Origin of the sequence: Pseudalkalibacillus sp. SCS-8 (assembly GCF_040126055.1) — a bacterium.
GTDB classification, from domain to species: Bacteria; Bacillota; Bacilli; order Bacillales; family Fictibacillaceae; genus Pseudalkalibacillus; species Pseudalkalibacillus nanhaiensis.
In genome coordinates, this window is record NZ_CP143541.1 from 1,391,017 (window position 1) to 1,409,777 (window position 18,761).

21 protein-coding genes and 1 tRNA gene are annotated in these 18,761 nt (G+C 41.4%); 13 read left to right on the forward strand and 9 right to left on the reverse strand.

Annotated elements, in window-relative coordinates; all coding sequences use genetic code 11:
• The first annotated feature begins 1 nt into the window (after position 1).
• On the forward strand, positions 2-1,768 hold the full coding sequence (locus V1497_RS07195) for an SLC13 family permease (RefSeq protein WP_349410300.1): 1,767 nt from the start codon (positions 2-4) through the stop codon (positions 1,766-1,768).
• Positions 1,769-1,775: 7 nt separating this feature from the next.
• Entirely contained in the window at positions 1,776-2,390 is a 615-nt protein-coding gene (cysC, locus tag V1497_RS07200; RefSeq protein ID WP_414703634.1) for an adenylyl-sulfate kinase, read from the forward strand.
• 57 nt (positions 2,391-2,447) lie between these two features.
• Here the strand turns inward: cysC and V1497_RS07205 are convergent, their stop codons facing one another.
• Both V1497_RS07205 and V1497_RS07210 read right to left on the reverse strand, forming a co-directional pair.
• The gene (locus tag V1497_RS07205; RefSeq protein ID WP_349410302.1) at positions 2,448-2,741 is read right to left on the reverse strand and encodes a hydrolase; all 294 of its coding nucleotides are present in this window, start codon (positions 2,739-2,741) and stop codon (positions 2,448-2,450) included.
• Positions 2,742-3,143: 402 nt separating this feature from the next.
• Positions 3,144-3,902 carry a hypothetical protein gene (locus V1497_RS07210; RefSeq protein WP_349410303.1) on the reverse strand — a complete coding sequence of 253 codons (759 nt, stop codon included), beginning with the start codon at positions 3,900-3,902 and terminating at the stop codon, positions 3,144-3,146.
• Between the two features lie 107 nt (positions 3,903-4,009).
• Between V1497_RS07210 and V1497_RS07215 the strand changes: the two genes are divergently transcribed.
• The 4 genes from V1497_RS07215 (at position 4,010) to V1497_RS07230 (ending at position 7,556) form a co-directional block, all read left to right on the forward strand.
• On the forward strand, positions 4,010-5,191 hold the full coding sequence (locus V1497_RS07215; RefSeq protein ID WP_349410304.1) for a hypothetical protein: 1,182 nt from the start codon (positions 4,010-4,012) through the stop codon (positions 5,189-5,191).
• A 173-nt stretch (positions 5,192-5,364) separates the two neighbouring features.
• On the forward strand, positions 5,365-6,246 hold the full coding sequence (locus V1497_RS07220; protein ID WP_349410305.1) for a hypothetical protein: 882 nt from the start codon (positions 5,365-5,367) through the stop codon (positions 6,244-6,246).
• A gap of 93 nt (positions 6,247-6,339) precedes the next feature.
• Positions 6,340-6,582: a hypothetical protein gene (locus V1497_RS07225; protein WP_349410306.1), complete on the forward strand. Its 243-nt coding sequence runs from the start codon at positions 6,340-6,342 to the stop codon at positions 6,580-6,582.
• Positions 6,583-6,659: 77 nt separating this feature from the next.
• Positions 6,660-7,556 (forward strand): MBL fold metallo-hydrolase, encoded by an 897-nt coding sequence (locus V1497_RS07230; protein WP_349410307.1) that lies wholly within the window; start codon positions 6,660-6,662, stop codon positions 7,554-7,556.
• On the opposite strand, the gene V1497_RS07235 is transcribed toward V1497_RS07230, so the two are convergent.
• The 4 genes from V1497_RS07235 to V1497_RS07250 form a co-directional block, all read right to left on the reverse strand.
• Complete coding sequence (locus tag V1497_RS07235; protein ID WP_349410762.1) at positions 7,543-8,226, reverse strand: DUF421 domain-containing protein; 684 nt, start codon at positions 8,224-8,226, stop codon at positions 7,543-7,545. The two genes, V1497_RS07230 and V1497_RS07235, sit on opposite strands and share 14 nt — an antisense overlap.
• Positions 8,227-8,413: 187 nt before the next feature.
• On the reverse strand, positions 8,414-8,848 hold the full coding sequence (locus V1497_RS07240; protein ID WP_349410308.1) for a GNAT family N-acetyltransferase: 435 nt from the start codon (positions 8,846-8,848) through the stop codon (positions 8,414-8,416).
• Positions 8,849-8,851: 3 nt separating this feature from the next.
• Positions 8,852-9,370: a YjcG family protein gene (locus V1497_RS07245; protein ID WP_349410309.1), complete on the reverse strand. Its 519-nt coding sequence runs from the start codon at positions 9,368-9,370 to the stop codon at positions 8,852-8,854.
• A gap of 101 nt (positions 9,371-9,471) precedes the next feature.
• Positions 9,472-10,197 (reverse strand): alpha/beta hydrolase, encoded by a 726-nt coding sequence (locus V1497_RS07250; protein WP_349410310.1) that lies wholly within the window; start codon positions 10,195-10,197, stop codon positions 9,472-9,474.
• A 127-nt stretch (positions 10,198-10,324) separates the two neighbouring features.
• Between V1497_RS07250 and V1497_RS07255 the strand changes: the two genes are divergently transcribed.
• Entirely contained in the window at positions 10,325-10,879 is a 555-nt protein-coding gene (locus tag V1497_RS07255; protein WP_349410311.1) for a phosphatidylglycerophosphatase A, read from the forward strand.
• Between the two features lie 115 nt (positions 10,880-10,994).
• Positions 10,995-11,070, forward strand: a tRNA-Val gene (locus V1497_RS07260).
• Between the two features lie 373 nt (positions 11,071-11,443).
• On the opposite strand, the gene V1497_RS07265 is transcribed toward V1497_RS07260, so the two are convergent.
• Positions 11,444-11,617 carry an aspartyl-phosphate phosphatase Spo0E family protein gene (locus tag V1497_RS07265; RefSeq protein ID WP_349410312.1) on the reverse strand — a complete coding sequence of 58 codons (174 nt, stop codon included), beginning with the start codon at positions 11,615-11,617 and terminating at the stop codon, positions 11,444-11,446.
• Between the two features lie 156 nt (positions 11,618-11,773).
• Here V1497_RS07265 and corA point away from each other — a divergent pair, with 156 nt between their 5' ends.
• Both corA and V1497_RS07275 read left to right on the forward strand, forming a co-directional pair.
• The gene (gene corA, locus V1497_RS07270) at positions 11,774-12,829 is read left to right on the forward strand and encodes a magnesium/cobalt transporter CorA (RefSeq protein ID WP_349410313.1); all 1,056 of its coding nucleotides are present in this window, start codon (positions 11,774-11,776) and stop codon (positions 12,827-12,829) included.
• A gap of 64 nt (positions 12,830-12,893) precedes the next feature.
• Positions 12,894-14,414, forward strand: coding sequence for an MDR family MFS transporter (locus V1497_RS07275; RefSeq protein ID WP_349410314.1), 1,521 nt, complete (start codon positions 12,894-12,896; stop codon positions 14,412-14,414).
• A 39-nt stretch (positions 14,415-14,453) separates the two neighbouring features.
• On the opposite strand, the gene V1497_RS07280 is transcribed toward V1497_RS07275, so the two are convergent.
• Entirely contained in the window at positions 14,454-14,822 is a 369-nt protein-coding gene (locus V1497_RS07280; RefSeq protein WP_349410315.1) for a VOC family protein, read from the reverse strand.
• Positions 14,819-15,562, reverse strand: coding sequence for a sulfite exporter TauE/SafE family protein (locus V1497_RS07285; protein WP_349410316.1), 744 nt, complete (start codon positions 15,560-15,562; stop codon positions 14,819-14,821). The genes V1497_RS07280 and V1497_RS07285 overlap by 4 nt, the downstream gene beginning before the upstream one ends.
• Before the next feature lie 124 nt (positions 15,563-15,686).
• Between V1497_RS07285 and V1497_RS07290 the strand changes: the two genes are divergently transcribed.
• From V1497_RS07290 to V1497_RS07300, 3 genes are all read left to right on the forward strand, one after another.
• Entirely contained in the window at positions 15,687-16,568 is an 882-nt protein-coding gene (locus V1497_RS07290) for a LysR family transcriptional regulator (RefSeq protein ID WP_349410317.1), read from the forward strand.
• 64 nt (positions 16,569-16,632) lie between these two features.
• Complete coding sequence (gene dapD, locus V1497_RS07295) at positions 16,633-17,352, forward strand: 2,3,4,5-tetrahydropyridine-2,6-dicarboxylate N-acetyltransferase (protein WP_349410318.1); 720 nt, start codon at positions 16,633-16,635, stop codon at positions 17,350-17,352.
• 25 nt (positions 17,353-17,377) lie between these two features.
• A complete protein-coding gene (locus V1497_RS07300; RefSeq protein WP_349410763.1) occupies positions 17,378-18,499 on the forward strand; it encodes an N-acetyldiaminopimelate deacetylase in 1,122 nt (373 codons plus the stop codon).
• Positions 18,500-18,761: the final 262 nt, after the last annotated feature.

The window sequence follows — 18,761 nt, forward strand, 5'->3', positions numbered from 1 at the left end:
AATGAGCCTGGATATCATCATTACATTCAGTGTGATCGGTCTCATGTTCCTTCTGTTGATGGTCAACTGGTATAGTGCAGAGATCATCGTATTAAGTGCCGTCATCCTGCTGATTTGGAGTGGCATCCTGACCATCCCCGAGGCATTCAATGGTTTCACCAATGAAGGGGTCCTGACAATTGCATCTCTTTTCATCATTTTATATACCATCCAGCAGCATCCGGCGTTTTTAAAAATAACCAGAATCGTATTTGGTAATAGTCAAACACTTCAAAGTGGCTTAGGACGTATGATGGTGGTGACCGGATCATTCTCAAGCTTCATGAACAATACACCGCTCGTCGTCATGCTTACGCCAATCGTAAAGAGATGGTCTGAAAAATATGACATTTATCCTTCTAAACTTTTAATCCCTCTTTCCTATGCGGCAATCATAGGAGGCATGTGTACATTACTAGGAACATCAACAAATCTCGTGGTGCATTCGTTACTCCAAAAGGAAGGTCAAGAAGGTTTTTCCTTATTTGAACTCGGTTTCATAGGGGTCCCTTTCTTTATTATCGCTTTCATTTATATGTGTCTCTTCGGTCACCGTTTGTTACCTGAACGGACTGTCGTTCATAGGACGGATTTACAAAAAAATCAATTCAATGTGGAAGCCATCATTACGGATGATTTTCCGTACATCGGTAAGACGATTGAGCAAGCAGGTTTAAGACACTTGGATAAAGGCTACGTCATGGCGATTTTACGCCAAGGTGAATGTATCTTCCCAGTTTCACCAACACAAAAAATCAACTCCGGCGACCATCTTTTGCTTATCGGAGAAGAAACCTGCTCTGAAGAAATTAAACGGTTCGATGGAATCATCATTCAACCGTTGAGCATGGAATTTTCACATCATGTTTCGGATTTACAGCTTATCGAGGCGACCATACCCAAGGACTCCTCTTATATTTCATCATGTATTAGAGAAATCGGTTTCCGTTCTGAGCATGGTGGAGTCGTTGTGGCGGTCTACCGAAAAGGTCAACGCTTGAATCATAAGGTTGGATCGATCCGGTTGAAGGCCGGAGACACGCTTTATATTTTAGCTGGGAATAGTGAAGGACGATATGAGCGGTCAACAAAGAATTTGGTTTTGTTGTCTACTCATACATCTGTAAAGGAGATACGGATAAGGGATTGGATTCCGATTTTTCTATTCGGTGGTATGCTCTTTACAGTCACGGTGGGGTTGGTAGAAGTTACCCATGCTGCAATTACCACAGCTATAATCCTGCTTTTGATAAAGAGTATCACATTCGATCAAGCGAAGGATGCGATCAAATGGGATGTTTTATTTGTCATCGGTGGTGCATTCGGGATTGCAGAGGCGATGATCAAAACGGGTGCTGCTCAATACCTTGCTGATTTATTAATAAGTCATATGGATAAGGTGACACCGTTTCTCTTGTTAGTCTCTGTCTATGCATTGACGAATCTATTGACCGAATTGATTACGAATAACGCAGCTGCTGTCATCATGTTTCCGATTGCGATGGCATTCGTCCAAGAGCTGTCAATGAACCCTGAGCCGCTTGCGGTTGCAATAGCCATTTCAGCTTCAGCCAGCTTTTCCACACCTGTCGGATATCAGACGAATTTACTTGTCTACAGCTCTGGCCAATACCGGTTCATGGATTTTCTTAAGGCAGGTATACCTTTGAATTTGATCGGTTTTGTCATATCCATGCTGATCATACCACTCATTTGGCCATTAACTTGAGGAGGAGATAGAGATGGGATCGAACCTATTTTGGCATCAACAGGATGTTTCAAAAAAAGCCAGACAAATCTTACAAGGGCATAAGAGCTTCGTCATCTGGTTTACAGGTCTTTCGGGATCAGGTAAATCAACAATCGCGAATAAATTGGATCGTGCCTTGTATCGGAATTCTGTTTCTACGTATTTATTGGATGGAGATAACATCAGAATGGGATTGAATAGTGATTTAAGCTTCAAGCCAGAAGATCGTGCGGAAAATATCCGTAGGGTAGGAGAAGTGGCAAGGCTGTTCGTCGATGCAGGTATAGTGGTTTTAGCGACGTTCGTTTCACCGTATAAGAAAGATCGTGAATTTGTCCGGAGCTTGTTGAACAAAAATGAATTCATTGAAGTTTATGTAAAGTGTAACATGGATACGCTTAAAGCACGCGATCCAAAAGGGTTATACAAAAAAGCTCTAAATGGCGAGATTGAAAATTTCACAGGGATTTCAGACCCATATGAACCACCAGAGAATCCGAATATAGTCGTGGATACGACAATGATGTCTGCGAGTGTTTGTGTAAAGCAAATCCAAAATTATTTATATAATAATGGTTACTTATCAAAACTTAAGAAATAAAAAGAGGCTGATCATTCTCAGCCTTAATTTATTAGGAATTATTCGAGGTCTTAGAGGTTAATCGTTCGTGTCCAAAATGATTGCGTCAATTTTACGGCAATCGACTAGGACGATGTTACTCTCTTCCCTTTCAAGTTCACTGTTACCGTTATTGTCTTCTTGTACAAATCTTGCACAACATGTTTCCGGGTCAAAACATAGAAAGACCAGGTCTTCAATTTCTTCCCCATTAACTAAGATTTCTTCTATCTCTGTACCTGGCTGTAGCCTTTTCAGCTCATCACATAAGCAACCCTCACACTTGGAAGGTTTCTTTTTCTTACCACAATAGTTGTCATCGAACAGACTCACATGAATCCTCCTTTCCAACATACTGCCTTATAAAGCGTGGCTAAGGTTATTACTATACTATGAGACTTGAAAAATACTGGGTAGGACAAAGCCTATAGACGTACAAAAATGGTTGTCTGCCTCTGTTGATCGATAAAAGTTCTTAGAATCTTGTTACCAAAAATTAAAACCAACATACCCTATAGAGGTGTTGGTTCTAATTGTTATTAATTCGGTTTCCAGGTGACTCTCCCGCAGGATTTGCAGCCCGTTTGTTCTGTTTTCTCAAAAAGATTCTTCTTTTGCTTCGTTGATCTTCTACGTTTCACTTGTTTATACAATTCTATGACATCCTTCTTGTTCAACTCCATCACTCCATCATAATGATAGTGTATCTTATTCGTACAAGATGAAGAAGGTGTACTATTTTCTATAAAATGGATTGATGATTTTTGTTTCGTTTTTTTTGTTCGTTTGCTTGAATGGATCCATTTTGGATGTCGGATTTGAATTGTTCATATATTTGAACGGATCGAATGGAGGGGCTTTTTTCTCCGTTTCTGGCCTCTCGAGAGAAGGCTTTTCCGGCCAGGTAGTATGAAGCTGGAATGAAGAAAGGTGAGGATTAATTGGTGTAAGGACTTTTCGAAGCAGCGACTCGTATGTTTCTGGAGGGATTGACGAAATATCTTGAGTAGATCCTCCAGATCCCCATTGAAGTACAAGGTAAGTCAACCATTCTGTAAGATCTTCAAGTCGATCAGGGTTCCAATAGATTTTCATGTTATTTGTAGGAATATTCATATGAAACATTTTAAAAATCCAATCTTTGGTTGATCGATAGGGACCAACTTTGTTTTCATAAGAAAATTGATAACCATCAGCCTCCACTAGAAGGAACAGATTTGGATCTTTTTTTTCAATCAAGGAGATTGTAAGATCGGCAGGACCTTCCTTAGATGACAGGGTAAGATCTGTATGCTTAAGGAGTTGATTCAGCCGTAAATTCTCTTTGGGGCTTAAGCCGATCACACATACCGTCTGACCATTCAAGTGACCTTTCAATTCATTATAGCGATTCTCCCAAACCAATCCCCAGAAGATGACAATCTGCTTCATCGCTTGAAGTTCATTTATAGGCAGTCTACATAGCTCTTTTCTATTAAAAAACACAGGATACAAAGCATTCCCTCCTCCAAAAATAGGCATTAATCTTTGTGTCATTAGCCGTCGTATTCCCATAGTATGTATTGAATCTTCAGTTCATGATGAAGAAAGGAAGGGAAACTATGAGTCATAAAAAGCACAAAATACCTAAAGCTCAGAATAGCTTACAGGATGAGTGTATACGCGTACAAAAAGTGTACGACTGGGTAACCGATGCACTTACCGTTCGTAAGACGGTTCTTTTTACCCGGGAACAGATTTGTGAAATTGAAGAAGCGATGGAAGATCCAAGTCGTCGCCCTTTACGTATCATCTGTGAACCGCCGGAAACACCACCAATTTTCCCTCTTAACAACAGAAGAAGTCATGACCATGATCATGATGATGATAGGCTTGAATTCATCTGCGAGCAGGTCGGAGAAAAGCGTGATGTAACCGTTTCGACGAATGGTGGATTTGTTGATGCGCAATTGGTGGAATTATTAATCAGTACGGATCTCAGAATTCTCGTTGTGGATCGCCACGGTTGCATCGTAACGAAGTCGAACATCAATGCATCTGTATTTGAATCCTTCGTACTTTGCTATCCTGACGGAACAGATCTGTTCTGTAAAGTTTCGAAGATCTTCTGCCGCATTCCTTCTGGTACAGTACTTCTTAATTCTCCAGCACCTGAAAGCTTCGATATCGAGATTACATTCTGTCTGGATATCCAGGTTGAAGCTGAAGTTAAACTGGAAGTACTTGCGAAGTTCTGTTCACCACGGGATAACGATCTGATCGCACCTGATGTCGTCGATCAATGTCCTAAGGTAGAATTTCCGCCACAATGCCCAGATATCTTCCCGCGACCTAACTGTGACTGCGCTGCTGAAGGGGAAGCAAGTGGAGAAACAGGGGAAGATGCTACACACTCTGGAGAGCTGGCTGTTCTCGTTAACATTTGCCCAGACTGCAGCTTAGTGGATAGTGAATTACGTGCAAGCTTCAGAGATGAAGATAACAGCGATGGAAGCGACAGCTTCGACTTCACGGCAACGACATTCGATCAAGATACACTTTGCTGTGAGAAGACGAAAGACGGCTTGAAGTTGATCATCAGTGGAGAAGGTAAAGTAGACGGTCGCACAGTGGATTATAACTTCGCAGTTGTAGATGGAGACTCAGGTACACAGTATCAGCTGCAGCTCATCGATCGCAGAGGCAGAACGCTCTTTGATTCTGATGTAGTCGAAGCAGAAGAAGGCGAAGTCAAGGTCGAAGATTGTGTCACATTCGATGACATCAAGATGAAGAGAGTATAATAGCCAAATTGAAGAGCGGGGTGACTCGCTCTTTTATTTTTTGGATGATCATTGCTTTTATTGTGGAGGTACACACTTCTACCAATAGATTGAGGTTCTTGTAAAGTCTGGAGGGGGATATACATAAGATAATGATAATAGGGATATATCCCGTTGAGGAGGGAGCCTCTATAATGAACCGACATAAAGAAATGAGTTACGATCGGCTTGTTTCTCGCACGAAATATTACCAAGAGAAATCATTGGAGCTCGAAAAGAAATTATTATTCGCAGAAGAAAAGATGGAACAACTGGAAATACAGCTCAAGGAAGCTATAGAAAATGATGACCTAAAGAATGAATTAGAGAAAAAAGAAGAAGAGCTTGAATCCTACCATCAAGAGGTTCATCGGTTGAAAATGTTATTATCACAATCCAATCAGGCTGCAATGGAGAAGAAAATCAAAGGATTTGAAGAGCTGTTAGAAACGGTGGAAAAAGAAATCAATGATAAAGAAAAGCAAATTGACAGCTACAGAAGTAAAATCAAAAGTTTGGAGAAAAGGGTCAAGGTCCAGAGTCATGCACCTGAAGATGTCCATTTGACTGAAGTCGAGAAAGAACACCTGCAGCTAACCGCTTATTTCAATCACAGTCTCATTTGCCGCAATGATGCGTCCTACGTCATCCATGGAAGCTTCCATATGACCAACAATGGAATGGAGAAGCTCAGTAAACCGATGATCTGTTTCCGCTTCCAGCCCATTGACTATACGAACCTAAAGGGAAAGATCAGTTCTATGGAACAGTCGAATGTAAAGGACGATAAGCAGGACGGTCTTCAATGGATTTATATAGAGAATGAATGGGCCCAACAGGCGAAAGAGAGAGGGGAAATTTGGATTACTCCTTTGCACGATCTTACAATTGCGCCAAATCAGACGATTTCATTGACCGATTTCCAAATTCCAATAAAGAAACAATTTGAAGACAATATTGTGATTGAAGCCTTCGTCTATTTTCAAGATCAGGATTTCCGTGTAAGAGCAATGAATCAGATCGCTCTCAATTTCTAATACCCGAAAAAAGTCATCATTTTTCGAATATTATATCAACAAAGCGGGTATAGAAATCATAAATAAACAATGGATGTAAAGCAGGTGATCCTTATGGGGTATGTACCACCATATATTTCTGATCAACGAATGATCTATGGAAGTCGAGATCAAGACGTATACTCTACCCTCAAATACAAATTAGAACCGGTAGAAAGAGCTCACTTCAAAAACGTATCTGAGAAAATGAATGAAATGGAACGGCCTGGAAGAATGAAGTCCGATCATCAGAAGCCGTTCCAAAAAATATTGACAGAATTAACAGGAAAAGGATCAAATGTGAACGAAATAGTATAGGACTGACAAAGGATCGATCAGATCGAATGTCAGCCCTATTTTTTTTATGTATCCTTCTGTGAATGGTGTGATGGTTCATGAATTTGATTCAATTAAATCATATTTGTTATTACTTTAATGGTCCAGTTAATGTCGGGTACTTGAATCAAGGTGAATATGGCGTACTGATTGATACCGGAATCGATCAGCAGGCGATGAAGAAAATTTTGCGACAGCTGAACGATCGTTCATTACCTCTCACTCATCTTTTTATTACGCATGCACATACTGACCATTATGGTGGTGCCCACTATTTACAGCAGCAAAAGGATATTCAAACCATCGCTCCTATGATTGAAGAGGCGATCCTTCAAAACCCTATTTTGGAGCCTATCTATTTATTTAACGGTAACCGTCCATTAAATGAGCTTCGGAACAAATTCCTTGAAGCAATGCCGATTCGCGTCGATCACGTCGTTTCTGAGGGGTTGTTTCTTTTTGGATCGATTGAATCCGAAATTATACTACTACCCGGTCATAGCATTTACCAGGTCGGGGTAAAGGTGGAGCAGATTCTATACGCCGCAGACAGCTATTTTGGGATGGAACAGCTTGAAAAACATCGGATTCCTTTTTTGATTGATGCAGATGCAACGTTAGCATCGCTTGAAAAACTTTTAGCCATGAACGGGATCGGTATGGTTCCAGGTCATGGGCAATATGAAGAAGATCCGACAAAGACACTCATATTGAATTATGATCATCACGTAAAAATCATTTCGAGTATGTATGAAATCCTGAATACGTATCCATTGGGATGTTCCTTCGAGGTATTCATGCAAGAAATGTGCAGAAGGTGGGAGGTCAAGCTTCCGAATTTATCTGTTTGGACACTTTATCGTACAGCGGTTTCTGCTTATCTTTTAAAAGGAATCGAAGATAATAAGATCCGCTATGAAATAAAAGATAATGTTCTCCACTTTATTTCAATTTAGCTTGTGTATGCTTCGTAATGAATAATTCGTCTGGAGATTGCCACTCAGCATGAAGGACGTCACCAACATGAACGATGTCTTTTTCCAAAAGCTTTTTCTTCAACCATGCCTCATTTCTTCCAAGTTCTTGTAGATTGTCATATACAATCTCACCATCTAGAATTAACGAGATCGGTAAGGTGACTTCTTCTTCAGGAAGTTCCATGTCTTCCCGCTTAACCATATCAACATTGGATTTTGGCAATACACTGACTGTTCCATTCGTTTCTAATATGGCATATTCCACATCATAAATCGTAAAGTACCCCTTCTGTCGAATCAAACCTTGTAACTGATTGATATCAAGCTTACTTTTCTTCAATGCTGGGTATACCAGTTTCCCTTTATGAATGACAATGACGGGCTGGCCTTCAAGCAGACCTCTGACCCCTTTCTTTTTCTGTGTCCAGAACTCAATCAAAAAAATAAGTAGTCCCCAAACGATTAGTGCATATAGAATCGAAAAAATATGTACATTTTCATCATAAATCGCATTCCCCAGCAATTCTCCCAAAATTAACGAAGAAATGAAATCAAAGGGTGTAATTTGCGAGATTTGGGTTTTTCCGAGCAGGCGAGTTACGATGAAAAGCCCTGCAAACCCCAATATCAACTCCAATGTCAATTGCATGAAGTCCACATGAATTCCTCCGTTTAATGACGTTCTACCTTCAGTTTGTTCATCGACAGGGAATAATAAACATGAGTGAAGTGGAAGGGAACGGGTAGGGAGGCGATTTTGTGCTTGTTTCGGAATGAGCATCAATTCGCTCTAAAATGAAAAAAACGACCTAGAATGGCCGTTTTTTTAATATAAATCAAATAGGTCTGACTTTTTTCTCCATTGCAACATGAGGGATACCTGCATCCATGAATATGTCTGACTTGGTTTCATATCCTAATTTATTGTAGAAGATTTCAGCATGGGTCTGCGAATGGAGTTTAATGTGCTGAGCATGTTGATCCGCTGCTGCTTTCTCAATTGCCTCCATTAATCGTTTACCGATACCTGTTCCTCTGTACTCCTTCAGGATACACACTCTCTCTACTTTAGCATAATCATCAATGAGTCTCAGTCTGGCAGCGCCGATTGCCTGATTGCAATCGTATACGACAAAATGGATGCTGTCCTTTTCATATTGATCAATTTCTTCTTCTTCAGGTACGTTCTGTTCTTGAATGAAAACTTTAGAACGGACAGAATAGGCGTCCCTTAATTGTTCATCATCTGAAACGACCTTCACGAGAGGCACTTTTTATCGGACCTTTCCGAGATGGAACGTTTCATAAACTGTCCATGAGCCATTTTCTAATTGATACAGTAACTGGAATCGATCAACAGTTTCTGTGTGATCAATATCCATCATTTTCAAAGATTCAAGGACATCATGGTGCTCTTCATCAGAAAGCTTCTGGGCCAGGGTGATGTGCGGAACAAAATTATATGGGCGCTCACTGTATAGTTCATCTTGGTGGAGCTGCTCATGAAGTTTCGTAAGTCGTTCCTCTTCTTTCACCTTAAAATAGATGACATTATTGACAGGGTGGAATGAACCTACCTTATACACATGCAAATCAAACGGCTGTATGTTATCCGAGATTTCATGTATGTGTTTTGCCATCTCTTTCAATTCATCTTCATCATCGACATCGAAAGGATCTTTTAATGTCAAGTGAGGAGCGATCAAAGCATAATGTGGATCGTATCGCTTGCGATATGAGTTAACAAGGTCTTGTAGTTTTTTTGATGGAAATATTGCAATACCGTATTTCATAATTTCCCTCCTCGTGCTTCATCCAGTTTCTTTTGATATTGAGCACCTTCATTATAGCAAATTTTCTAACTATTTCATACAGGTATTCAATGAACCGTCACTTACTCAGAGAACAAGAATTTTAAGGCTTTTGGTATATCCGGCTGCCAATAGGTCCACTTATGATCACCGTCAAATTCTTCATAATAATAATCAAAAGTTTTATTAGAAAATACACGGTTCAATTCCCTGTTAGGTTCGATGAAATTCTTCACCTTACCATTTGTCGTCTCCACTTCATCTTCATGCTTACCCGCTACATGGTAGATGGATAGAAGTGAAGGGTCCTTGAATGCAGACACTCGATCAAGCACACTATCGTCGACGTAAGGGGATTGCAAGGCAACTTTACCAAAAGTCCTTGGGTATTCCAATGCTGTTACCAGGGATACCGTCGCGCCGAGTGAGCTGCCGATCAGAGCCCGTGCACTTGCGAGTTCAAGGGTTGAGTATTGATCTTCAATATACGGAAGAAGTTCATTAACCAGGAACCTGACGTATTTTGCTTGTTGCTCACCTTCTGGATGATACTTCCTTCTGCGGTCCTGGACATCTTTATATGGAACTCCTACGATGATGAATTCCTCAATTGCGTGATCCTCAAACAATGTTTCAGCTGATCGATGGATTTTTCCCATATTGAAATAGTCTTTTCCGTCCTGGGCAATTAAAACGGAATACCTTAATAACGGTGTATAGGATGGCGGTAAATAAACGTGTAGTTCAATTTCTTCACCAAGAATATCGCTATGAATTGTTTGTTGTTCTCGTTTTCCTTTTTGCTGCATGGAACATCATCCTCCGATTTTTTTCGCTTTTTCAAACAAAAGGATTTATCTGAGATTGATTGTAACATAAATGTTATACTGTTTATAAGCAAGCCAAATGCGCTGGTATAGAGAGGGGAGTCGCAAGATGAAGAAACGTATACACAGTAAAGAAGTGAAGGCGGCAACAATGGAGCTCCTGAAAGAACGTGGAATCCGCATCATTGATGTTGCTGAAATCGTCTACGAAATGCAGATTCCTTATGCCCCGACATTAAAAATGGAAGACTGTATTGAGAGTGTTGAAGCCGTACTGGAAAAAAGAGAGATCCAACACGCCTTGCTAGTAGGAATTGAGTTAGATAAATTGGCTGAACAAAACAAATTGTCAGAACCGCTCCAATCCATCGTCGAAACAGACGAGGGTCTGTTCGGCATCGATGAAACCATCGCGATGGGAGCTGTTTTAGGATACGGAAGTATCGCCATCACAACCTTCGGCCATCTTGATAAACAAAAGATCGGTATTATTGAAAAATTAGATACGAAGAAAGGGAATGGGGTTCATACATTCCTGGATGATCTGATTGCAAGCCTTGCTGCAAATGCTTCCAGCAGACTGGCTCACCGCATCCGTGACAGAGAAGAAAACCTGAAAGAAGAAGAAATTCGAAAAAGAGATGAAGAAGAACGAATTGGGTAAATGGCCAATAGGGGACCTGAAATGGTATTTGGGTCCCACCCTTCAAAAATATAAAAAAGTCTATTGACTTTTAAGTAAGATGGAAGTATAGTAGTAATTGTCGTTGAAAACAAACGATCCGTTAGCTCAGTTGGGAGAGCGCTACCTTGACAGGGTAGAGGTCACTGGTTCGAGCCCAGTACGGGTCACCATACATACTAAATTTAGCCACTTTCCATATAGGGAAGTGGCTTTTTTATATTAACAATAGACTTATTCATCCGCTAAGTTCTACCGTTCAACTCCTCCTCAAAAATTGTCCAAATGATATAGGGAACAAAAAACATCCATAACAATGTGCCAACCACATCGTAATGGATGTTTTGATTACTCATCTAATTCATCCTAATATTCTTCTGTAAATAAATATGAGAGTTATGAAAGTGTTCAACAATAGAAGTCAGGGTATATTAGATTTACAATTGATGTGTAGGATGCTTAGGTGAAGGTTGAAAGTAGAGGAGCCAAAATGGAGCATGATTCTTGTATTTATTTCACTAAACGAAATATAGTGAGATACAATTTCTAAGAAATCTTTTTAAGTTCAACCCTTCGATCACGAAGCTGATTTGAGAGATGAAGATGCAGAAGACGGTCTAATTCTTGACTGCATTTCAATGTTTCTGTCGATGACATGCCGTATATTTTAGCGGTTTCTAACATTTGTGCACGCTTGCGCTCGATTGTCAATGATAACATTACCCTTCCCTCCGTATATAGAAAGATTAGCCTTGTACATTATCATACAAAAATAAAAAAAAGAAAATAGATTCGTCTAAAGTTCTTAAGATTCGACAGAAATAGAATGGGACTTATAATGAATCGACATTCATTTTCAGTACTGGTGGTGAAAGCATGAGTAAAGAAAAAGAAATGGAAAAGAAGAAAGGGCTTCCTCCAGGATCCCTTGTCTATGTAGGAGATGAGGAAGCCTCCAAAACAAAAATATCCATAATCGATTACCTTGGTGAGAATTTAGTTGAAAGGAAAATGAATCATATAAAGGATATCTTTCCATACACAGATTCCAATTCCGTTACCTGGGTGAATATCGAAGGTCTGGACGACATCAGCGTATTTAAAACGATTCGAGATGAGTATGGTGTCCATCCATTGTTGATTGAAGACATACTAAACACGGAACATCGACCGAAAATCAATATCTTGAATGATTACGTCGTTATGATATTGAAGATGGTTTGGTTCAATAAGGAAGAGGTCGAGATTGAAGAGGAACAGATCAGCATCATCATTAAAGACCAGACAATTTTCACGATTCAGGAGCGGGAAGGGGATGTACTCGAACCTGTCCGAAAAGCGATTCGCCAAAACCTAGGAAAGATCCGCCATATGTCAGCAGGGTATCTCGTTTATTCGATTCTCGATGCAATCGTCGACCAATATTTGATTGAATCAGAGAGGATCTCTTCAGACATCGAGCAGATTGAGGAAGATATGGTGATGAACCCGGATCAAACGGTCCTTCAGCAAATTTATTATTATAAAAACATCGGGATGCATTTACGGAAGATTGTCTGGCCTGTAAAAGAAATCATTACAGGTCTTGAGAAAACAAAAGTAATCGACTTGAATACAGGATTCTATTTGAAGGATGTTAGTGACCATATCATTCACGTCATGGATACCGTTGAAATGACGAGAACGATGGCTGCGAATTTATTGGATGTTTATTTTTCCAGTGTGAGCAACAAGATGAACGAGGTCATGAAAGTATTGACGATCGTTTCGACGATTTTCATTCCCTTGACATTTGTCGCAGGAATTTACGGTATGAATTTCATGTACATGCCCGAATTGGATGAACCTTATGCCTATCCGGTGGTTTGGGGATTGATGATTGCGATGACGCTTGGCATGATACTTTATTTCAAGAGAAAACGTTGGTTCTGATTATAATTAGACGATAGACTGATATAATGGGAGGAGTTTACATTCGAAAATTGGAAGTGGAAGTATGACGAAAGAAGATATTCTAACGGGGATTAAAGAAAAATCAACAATGAGACCACTTGTACTCGCAGCAGTCATCCTAGCGATGTTCATGGCTGCGATTGAGGGGACAATCGTATCGACTGCCATGCCGAGTATCGTAGCTGATTTAGGAGGCTTCCGGTTATACAGTTGGGTTTTCTCAGCCTATTTATTGATGCAGGCTGTCACCATCTTGATTTATGGGAAGCTTTCGGATTTGTTCGGCAGAAAGCCGGTTTTTACATTCGGGGTCAGCATGTTCATGATCGGGTCTTTCTTGTGTGGATTGGCTGAAACAATGGAAGCATTGGTCTTATTCCGGTTCATCCAAGGTTTAGGAGCTGGGGCGGTCATGCCTATTGCAACCACGATCGTCGGAGATATGTATACGATGGAAGAACGAGCGAAAATCCAGGGGTATCTTGCTAGTGTATGGGGAATATCAGCCGTTATCGGACCCGCCTTAGGCGGATTCATCGTCCTCTATTGGAACTGGTCATGGGTATTCTGGTTGAACATTCCCCTTGGTATCCTCGCTATATTAGGGACGCTTTTATTCCTTCATGAAGATGTTGAAAAGAAGAAGCATAATATTGATTATCTTGGTGCGTTTTTGATTTTCGCGGCCGTAAGCAGCCTGATGTTCGCATTGATTCAAGGTGGTGTAGCTTTCCCTTGGACCTCTTGGCAGATCTTTGGCTTATTCGGTTTTTCCGTTATAAGCGTCGTATTTTTCATCTTACAGGAAAAGAGAGCCCAGGAACCGACTATGCCCCTTAGCATATGGCAGGATCGATCCATTACGATTGCGAACCTTGCTTCGTTGACCAGTGGAGCGATATTGTTCGGTATATCCTCCTTTCTTCCGGCTTATGTGCAAGGTGTGATGGAGGAATCTCCTCTGGTCGCTGGATTTACGTTGACGACGATGTCCATAGGGTGGCCGATCGCCTCGACTCTAGCCGGAAAATTAATTATAAAATGGGGCTTCCGTACCGTTGCGGTCGGCGGGGGGATTGCACTTGTCATCGGGTCGGTTTTCTTCATGATGCTTGACCCATCAAAAGGTCCGATCTGGGCTGGAATCGGTTCATTCATCATCGGTGTCGGAATGGGGCTCTCGACAACAACCTTCATCGTGTCCATTCAATCTGCCGTTGATTGGAAAAAGCGAGGGGTAGCGACGGCTTCAAATATGTTCATGAGGATCCTAGGTAGTGCGATCGGTGCTACACTACTAGGTGGGGTTCTGAACAATAAGCTTCATGCTTATCTGCAAGAGAAAGGTGCAGATCTTAAGGAATCCTTATCGATTGATGCTGCCAATATCCTTCTTGACGAAAAACGTCGCGAGGAATTGAGCAGGGAGACATTAGCAATTCTGCAGGAAGGATTCAACCTTGCATTAGACCGTGTATATATCGGTGTGTTCATCCTTGCAGTTATTAGCTTCGTCCTTATCATTTTCCTACCGAAAAAAGACAAAACAGATCATGAAACGTAAAAAGGAGGTTGACATTCCGTGTCAGCCTCCTTTCTCTATTTAACATTTTTCTAAGAACTCAATACGATTGTTGAACGGATCAAAAAATGAGAATCGCTTCATACCAGGAATTTCGGTTTCTTCTTTGGTTTTGACACCTTCTTTGATGAGGTGATCTTTGACCTGCTCCAAATTTGAAATTTCAAAAGCAGGGTGTCTTTTACTTTGTTCGGTATGAGGCTCTGTACCGATGTGAAGTTCAATACCAGCAACTTCGTACCATAATCCACCGTTTGGTTTTAACGCGTCAGGTTTCTCAATTTCCTGCAAACCTAGAACACCCGTATAAAAGCTCCGGGCAGTATCCTCTTCACCTGTCGGGATACATACTTGGACATGGTGCAATCTTTCAAAACGAATTTTTGTCATGATAGCTTTCCTCCAATCATTTGATACATTAATTGTAGTAAAAGTAAAATCGTGATAACTCTCAGAATGAGTTTGACGGTAGACTTTGAAAATTTCCCTGCGAGTCTGACGGCTATCTGTGCTCCAATCAATGAACCGAGAGCTAGAGGGAACGCAATATTCCAATCCAAGTGTCCTGCAAAATAAAAGCTGACAAATGCTCCTAAACAGCTTAAGAAGGTATTGAACCGGGTATAGGCTATCGTTCTGAGATATGAAACACCCTGGTAAAAGAACAGATACATCTGAAAGGTCGCTTGCCCAGGACCGAACATGCCGTCATAGGTGCCGATGCCGAAGAGACCTGGGTATGACCATTTGGTAAGTCGCTCTGTCCCATCATCAACCTTTGGAGGTTTTTTCAAGAACGATAGGAGGAAAGCGAAGATCAACAGGCCGATTCCAATCAACAACATCGTCTTTTCAGATAGGGAGGAGGCGATTAATCCACCGATTACACCACCAGCAAGGCTGAATGGGGCTATTTTGGCAGCAGATTGGAATTGGACTTCCTTTTTCCTCAACAATACATAAAAACTTGAAAATGAACTGATCATATTTGAAAACTTATTTGATGCGATTGCCGTGTGGATTGGAACTCCCGCGACAAGCATGGCAGGCAGGTTGATCAAACCACCGCTTCCCGACAAGGTTCCGATGAACGTAGCAATGAAACCAATAGTGATTAATAATAGGAACATTACTGGTACCTTCTTCCAAGTGTTCTTATAGTGTTATCTTATGGCAGTATTCGTTATAATAAAATGACGAATAATTTATACTTTATGATAAGAAAAACTTATGGACCAAGGTGTGTGAAGAGTCATGCAAATGACGGAATTCCATGTACTGAATATACTCGCAGAAGAACTGAACATGCGGAAAGCTTCGGAAAGGCTTTATGTTTCACAGCCCGCACTTAGCCAGAGGCTTCAATCCATTGAACAGCGTTGGGGCGCGAAGCTGTTCATCCGTTCTCAAAAAGGGTTGACCTTGACACCAGCTGGTGAAAAGGTAATTGAATTTGTCAATCAGACCATACAGACAGAAGAAGAAATCAGAGACGAAGTATTGTCGATGGGAGATGTCGTTCATGGAACATTGAAATTAGCGGTCGCTTCCATCATCGGACAGTATTGGCTCCCGAAGGTATTGAAGGAATATGTCGATCGTTATCCGAATGTCAAGATATCGTTGGTTACGGGATGGAGCAGTGAGGTTCAGCGCCAGCTTTATCGTGATCATTTCCATGTCGGTGTCATCCGAGGATATCCGGATTGGAAAGGTCCAAAAGAACATTTGTTATCGGATGAGCTCCATCTGGTCGATACGAAGATCAGGTCACTTGGAGAGTTGGAGGAAACGACAAGACCGTTCATTCAATTCAAAAGTCACTCCACCTATTATCAGGAAATTCAGGACTGGTGGGTCAGACAATTCAAATCCTCACCGAAACGGACGATCGTCGTCGATCAGATTGAAACGTGCAAGCAAATGGCATTGAATGGGATCGGTTATGCGATACTGCCTTCCATCAGCTTGCCGAAACAGGATCCTCACTTCCATACGATTCCGATCATGAATGAAAAAAAGGAACCGTTGATACGGGATACGTGGATCATTTATAGTGAAGCGGCCCAACAACTGAAGCAGGTGAAAGCCTTCATCGATCTCATAAAAGAAATGAAGGAAAACGGTGTTACTTAACAACAGAAGGAAAATACGATAAAATGAATCCGATTGAAAGAGAAAATGAAGGAGGAAACGGATTATGAAAATGATGGATGCAAACGAGATCATCTCGTTTATTCAAAATAGTGAAAAGTCTACACCTGTAAAGGTACATATTAAAGGGGATATTGAAGGAATCGATTTCGGTTCGAACACGAAAGCCTTCATTACTGGGAACACTGGTGTCCTTTTTGGTGAATGGAAGGAAATCAAAAACGCAATCGAAGAAAACGAAGCTTCAATTGAAGATTATGTCGTAGAGAACGATCGCCGAAACTCTGCGATTCCTTTGCTGGACCTGAAAGGTGTACAAGCCCGAATTGAGCCTGGCGCGGTCATTCGTGACCAAGTTGAAATCGGCAAGAATGCAGTAATCATGATGGGCGCAATGATTAATATCGGATCCGTCGTTGGTGAAGGTACAATGATCGATATGAACGTGGTATTGGGCGGTCGTGCAACTGTAGGAAAGAATTGTCACATCGGTGCTGGGTCCGTGTTGGCAGGGGTCATTGAACCTCCTTCTGCAAAGCCTGTTGTTGTTGAAGATGGGGTTGTAGTTGGTGCAAATGCTGTCATTCTTGAAGGTGTGACAGTTGGTGAAGGTTCTGTTGTCGCTGCAGGAGCGGTCGTAACAGAAGATGTCCCTCCAATGTCTGTCGTAGCTGGAACACCAGCAAGGGTCATCAAGAAAATTGATGAGAAGACGAAAGGGAAAACAGAAATCAAGCAAGAATTACGCCAGTTGAAAGAAGATTAATTGAAAAAAGGAGAGGGCAGAAATGATGTCACGCGATGATCTCATCGAAATCCGCCGCTCTCTTCACCGTATACCAGAGCTGGGTTTTCAAGAAGTGAAGACCCAGCGCTTTTTGTTGAATCACATCCAATCGTTACCTCAAGAAAACCTTGAGGTCGTTGAATGGAAGACAGGACTATTGGTGAAGGTGCATGGAGCGAAACCTGATAAAACAGTGGGTTACAGAGCTGATATTGATGGGTTGCCAATTGAAGAGGAGACGACTTACGAATTTAAATCAGAGCATCCAGGCATGATGCATGCTTGTGGCCATGATTTCCACATGACTATCGCCTTAGGTGTGCTTTCCCATTTTGCATCAAATCAACCGAAGGATAACCTGTTGTTCGTATTTCAACCAGCTGAAGAAGGCCCAGGAGGAGCATTGCCGATCTTGGAAAGTGAGGTATTCAATGCCTTCCGTCCTGATATGATGGTTGCCCTGCATATAGCACCGGATCTGCCTGTCGGTACGATTGGGACGAAAGAAGGCTTATTGTTCGCCAACACTTCTGAGCTTTTCATCGACTTGACGGGGAAAGGCGGCCATGCGGCTTATCCGCATAAAGCGAATGATATGGTCGTAGCAGCAAGTAATCTTGTTTCCATGATGCAGACGATCGTTTCAAGGAATATCGACCCGTTGGACTCGGCTGTCGTTACAATCGGTAAAATCACTGGTGGGACGAAGCAGAACATCATTGCTGAGAAAGCTCGGATCGAGGGAACGATCCGGACATTATCACCAGAAGCGATGGGCAAAGTGAAGAAACGGATCGAAGCACTTGTTGCTGGTATTGAAACCGGGTTTGAATGTGAAGCTGAAATCGATTATGGTTCGAACTATTATCAGGTGGATAATGAACCACAATTGACTCGAGAATTCATGAAGTTCGTCCAGGATAGCAAGTATGATCTTATTGTAAGTGATAAGGCGATGACTGGAGAAGATTTCGGTTATTTCTTGAAAGAGATTCCCGGATTCATGTTCTGGTTAGGCGTCGATACACCATACGGCCTTCATCATTCAAGAATAGAGCCGAAGGAAGATGCTCTTGAAGTAGCGGTGAATTTGCTCATTGAGTACCTAAACTATAAATCGAATTAGAGTCCGAGTTAGGGCTCTTTTTTTTTTGGTTGAAAATGTTGGTTAAGGGGTTGAGGACCGAAATGAGTGTCAGGAATAGCGGAAAAGATCTTCATAAGGGCGATGAAGATCAAAATAAGCTCAGAATCCAGCGGAAAAGATCCTCAATAGGGCGATGAAGATCAAAATGAGCTCAGAATACAGTGGAAAGGATCTTCATAAGGGTGATGAAGGACAAAACACCCTCAAACAATAGCAGAAATGTCCTTCATACAGCGAATGA

Coding starts and splice junctions, on each gene's coding strand:
- V1497_RS07290 (WP_349410317.1), top strand. CDS start 15,687: ATGCAAATGACGGAATTCCATGTACTGAATATACTCGCAGAAGAACTG.
- V1497_RS07250 (WP_349410310.1), bottom strand. CDS start 10,197: ATGCAGCAAAAAGGAAAACGAGAACAACAAACAATTCATAGCGATATT.
- V1497_RS07245 (WP_349410309.1), bottom strand. CDS start 9,370: ATGAAATACGGTATTGCAATATTTCCATCAAAAAAACTACAAGACCTT.
- V1497_RS07300 (WP_349410763.1), top strand. CDS start 17,378: ATGTCACGCGATGATCTCATCGAAATCCGCCGCTCTCTTCACCGTATA.
- V1497_RS07285 (WP_349410316.1), bottom strand. CDS start 15,562: ATGTTCCTATTATTAATCACTATTGGTTTCATTGCTACGTTCATCGGA.
- V1497_RS07225 (WP_349410306.1), top strand. CDS start 6,340: ATGGGGTATGTACCACCATATATTTCTGATCAACGAATGATCTATGGA.
- V1497_RS07255 (WP_349410311.1), top strand. CDS start 10,325: ATGAAGAAACGTATACACAGTAAAGAAGTGAAGGCGGCAACAATGGAG.
- V1497_RS07280 (WP_349410315.1), bottom strand. CDS start 14,822: ATGACAAAAATTCGTTTTGAAAGATTGCACCATGTCCAAGTATGTATC.
- dapD (WP_349410318.1), top strand. CDS start 16,633: ATGAAAATGATGGATGCAAACGAGATCATCTCGTTTATTCAAAATAGT.
- V1497_RS07230 (WP_349410307.1), top strand. CDS start 6,660: ATGAATTTGATTCAATTAAATCATATTTGTTATTACTTTAATGGTCCA.
- V1497_RS07220 (WP_349410305.1), top strand. CDS start 5,365: ATGAACCGACATAAAGAAATGAGTTACGATCGGCTTGTTTCTCGCACG.
- corA (WP_349410313.1), top strand. CDS start 11,774: ATGAGTAAAGAAAAAGAAATGGAAAAGAAGAAAGGGCTTCCTCCAGGA.
- V1497_RS07215 (WP_349410304.1), top strand. CDS start 4,010: ATGAGTCATAAAAAGCACAAAATACCTAAAGCTCAGAATAGCTTACAG.
- V1497_RS07195 (WP_349410300.1), top strand. CDS start 2: ATGAGCCTGGATATCATCATTACATTCAGTGTGATCGGTCTCATGTTC.
- V1497_RS07265 (WP_349410312.1), bottom strand. CDS start 11,617: ATGTTATCATTGACAATCGAGCGCAAGCGTGCACAAATGTTAGAAACC.
- V1497_RS07235 (WP_349410762.1), bottom strand. CDS start 8,226: ATGCAATTGACATTGGAGTTGATATTGGGGTTTGCAGGGCTTTTCATC.
- V1497_RS07275 (WP_349410314.1), top strand. CDS start 12,894: ATGACGAAAGAAGATATTCTAACGGGGATTAAAGAAAAATCAACAATG.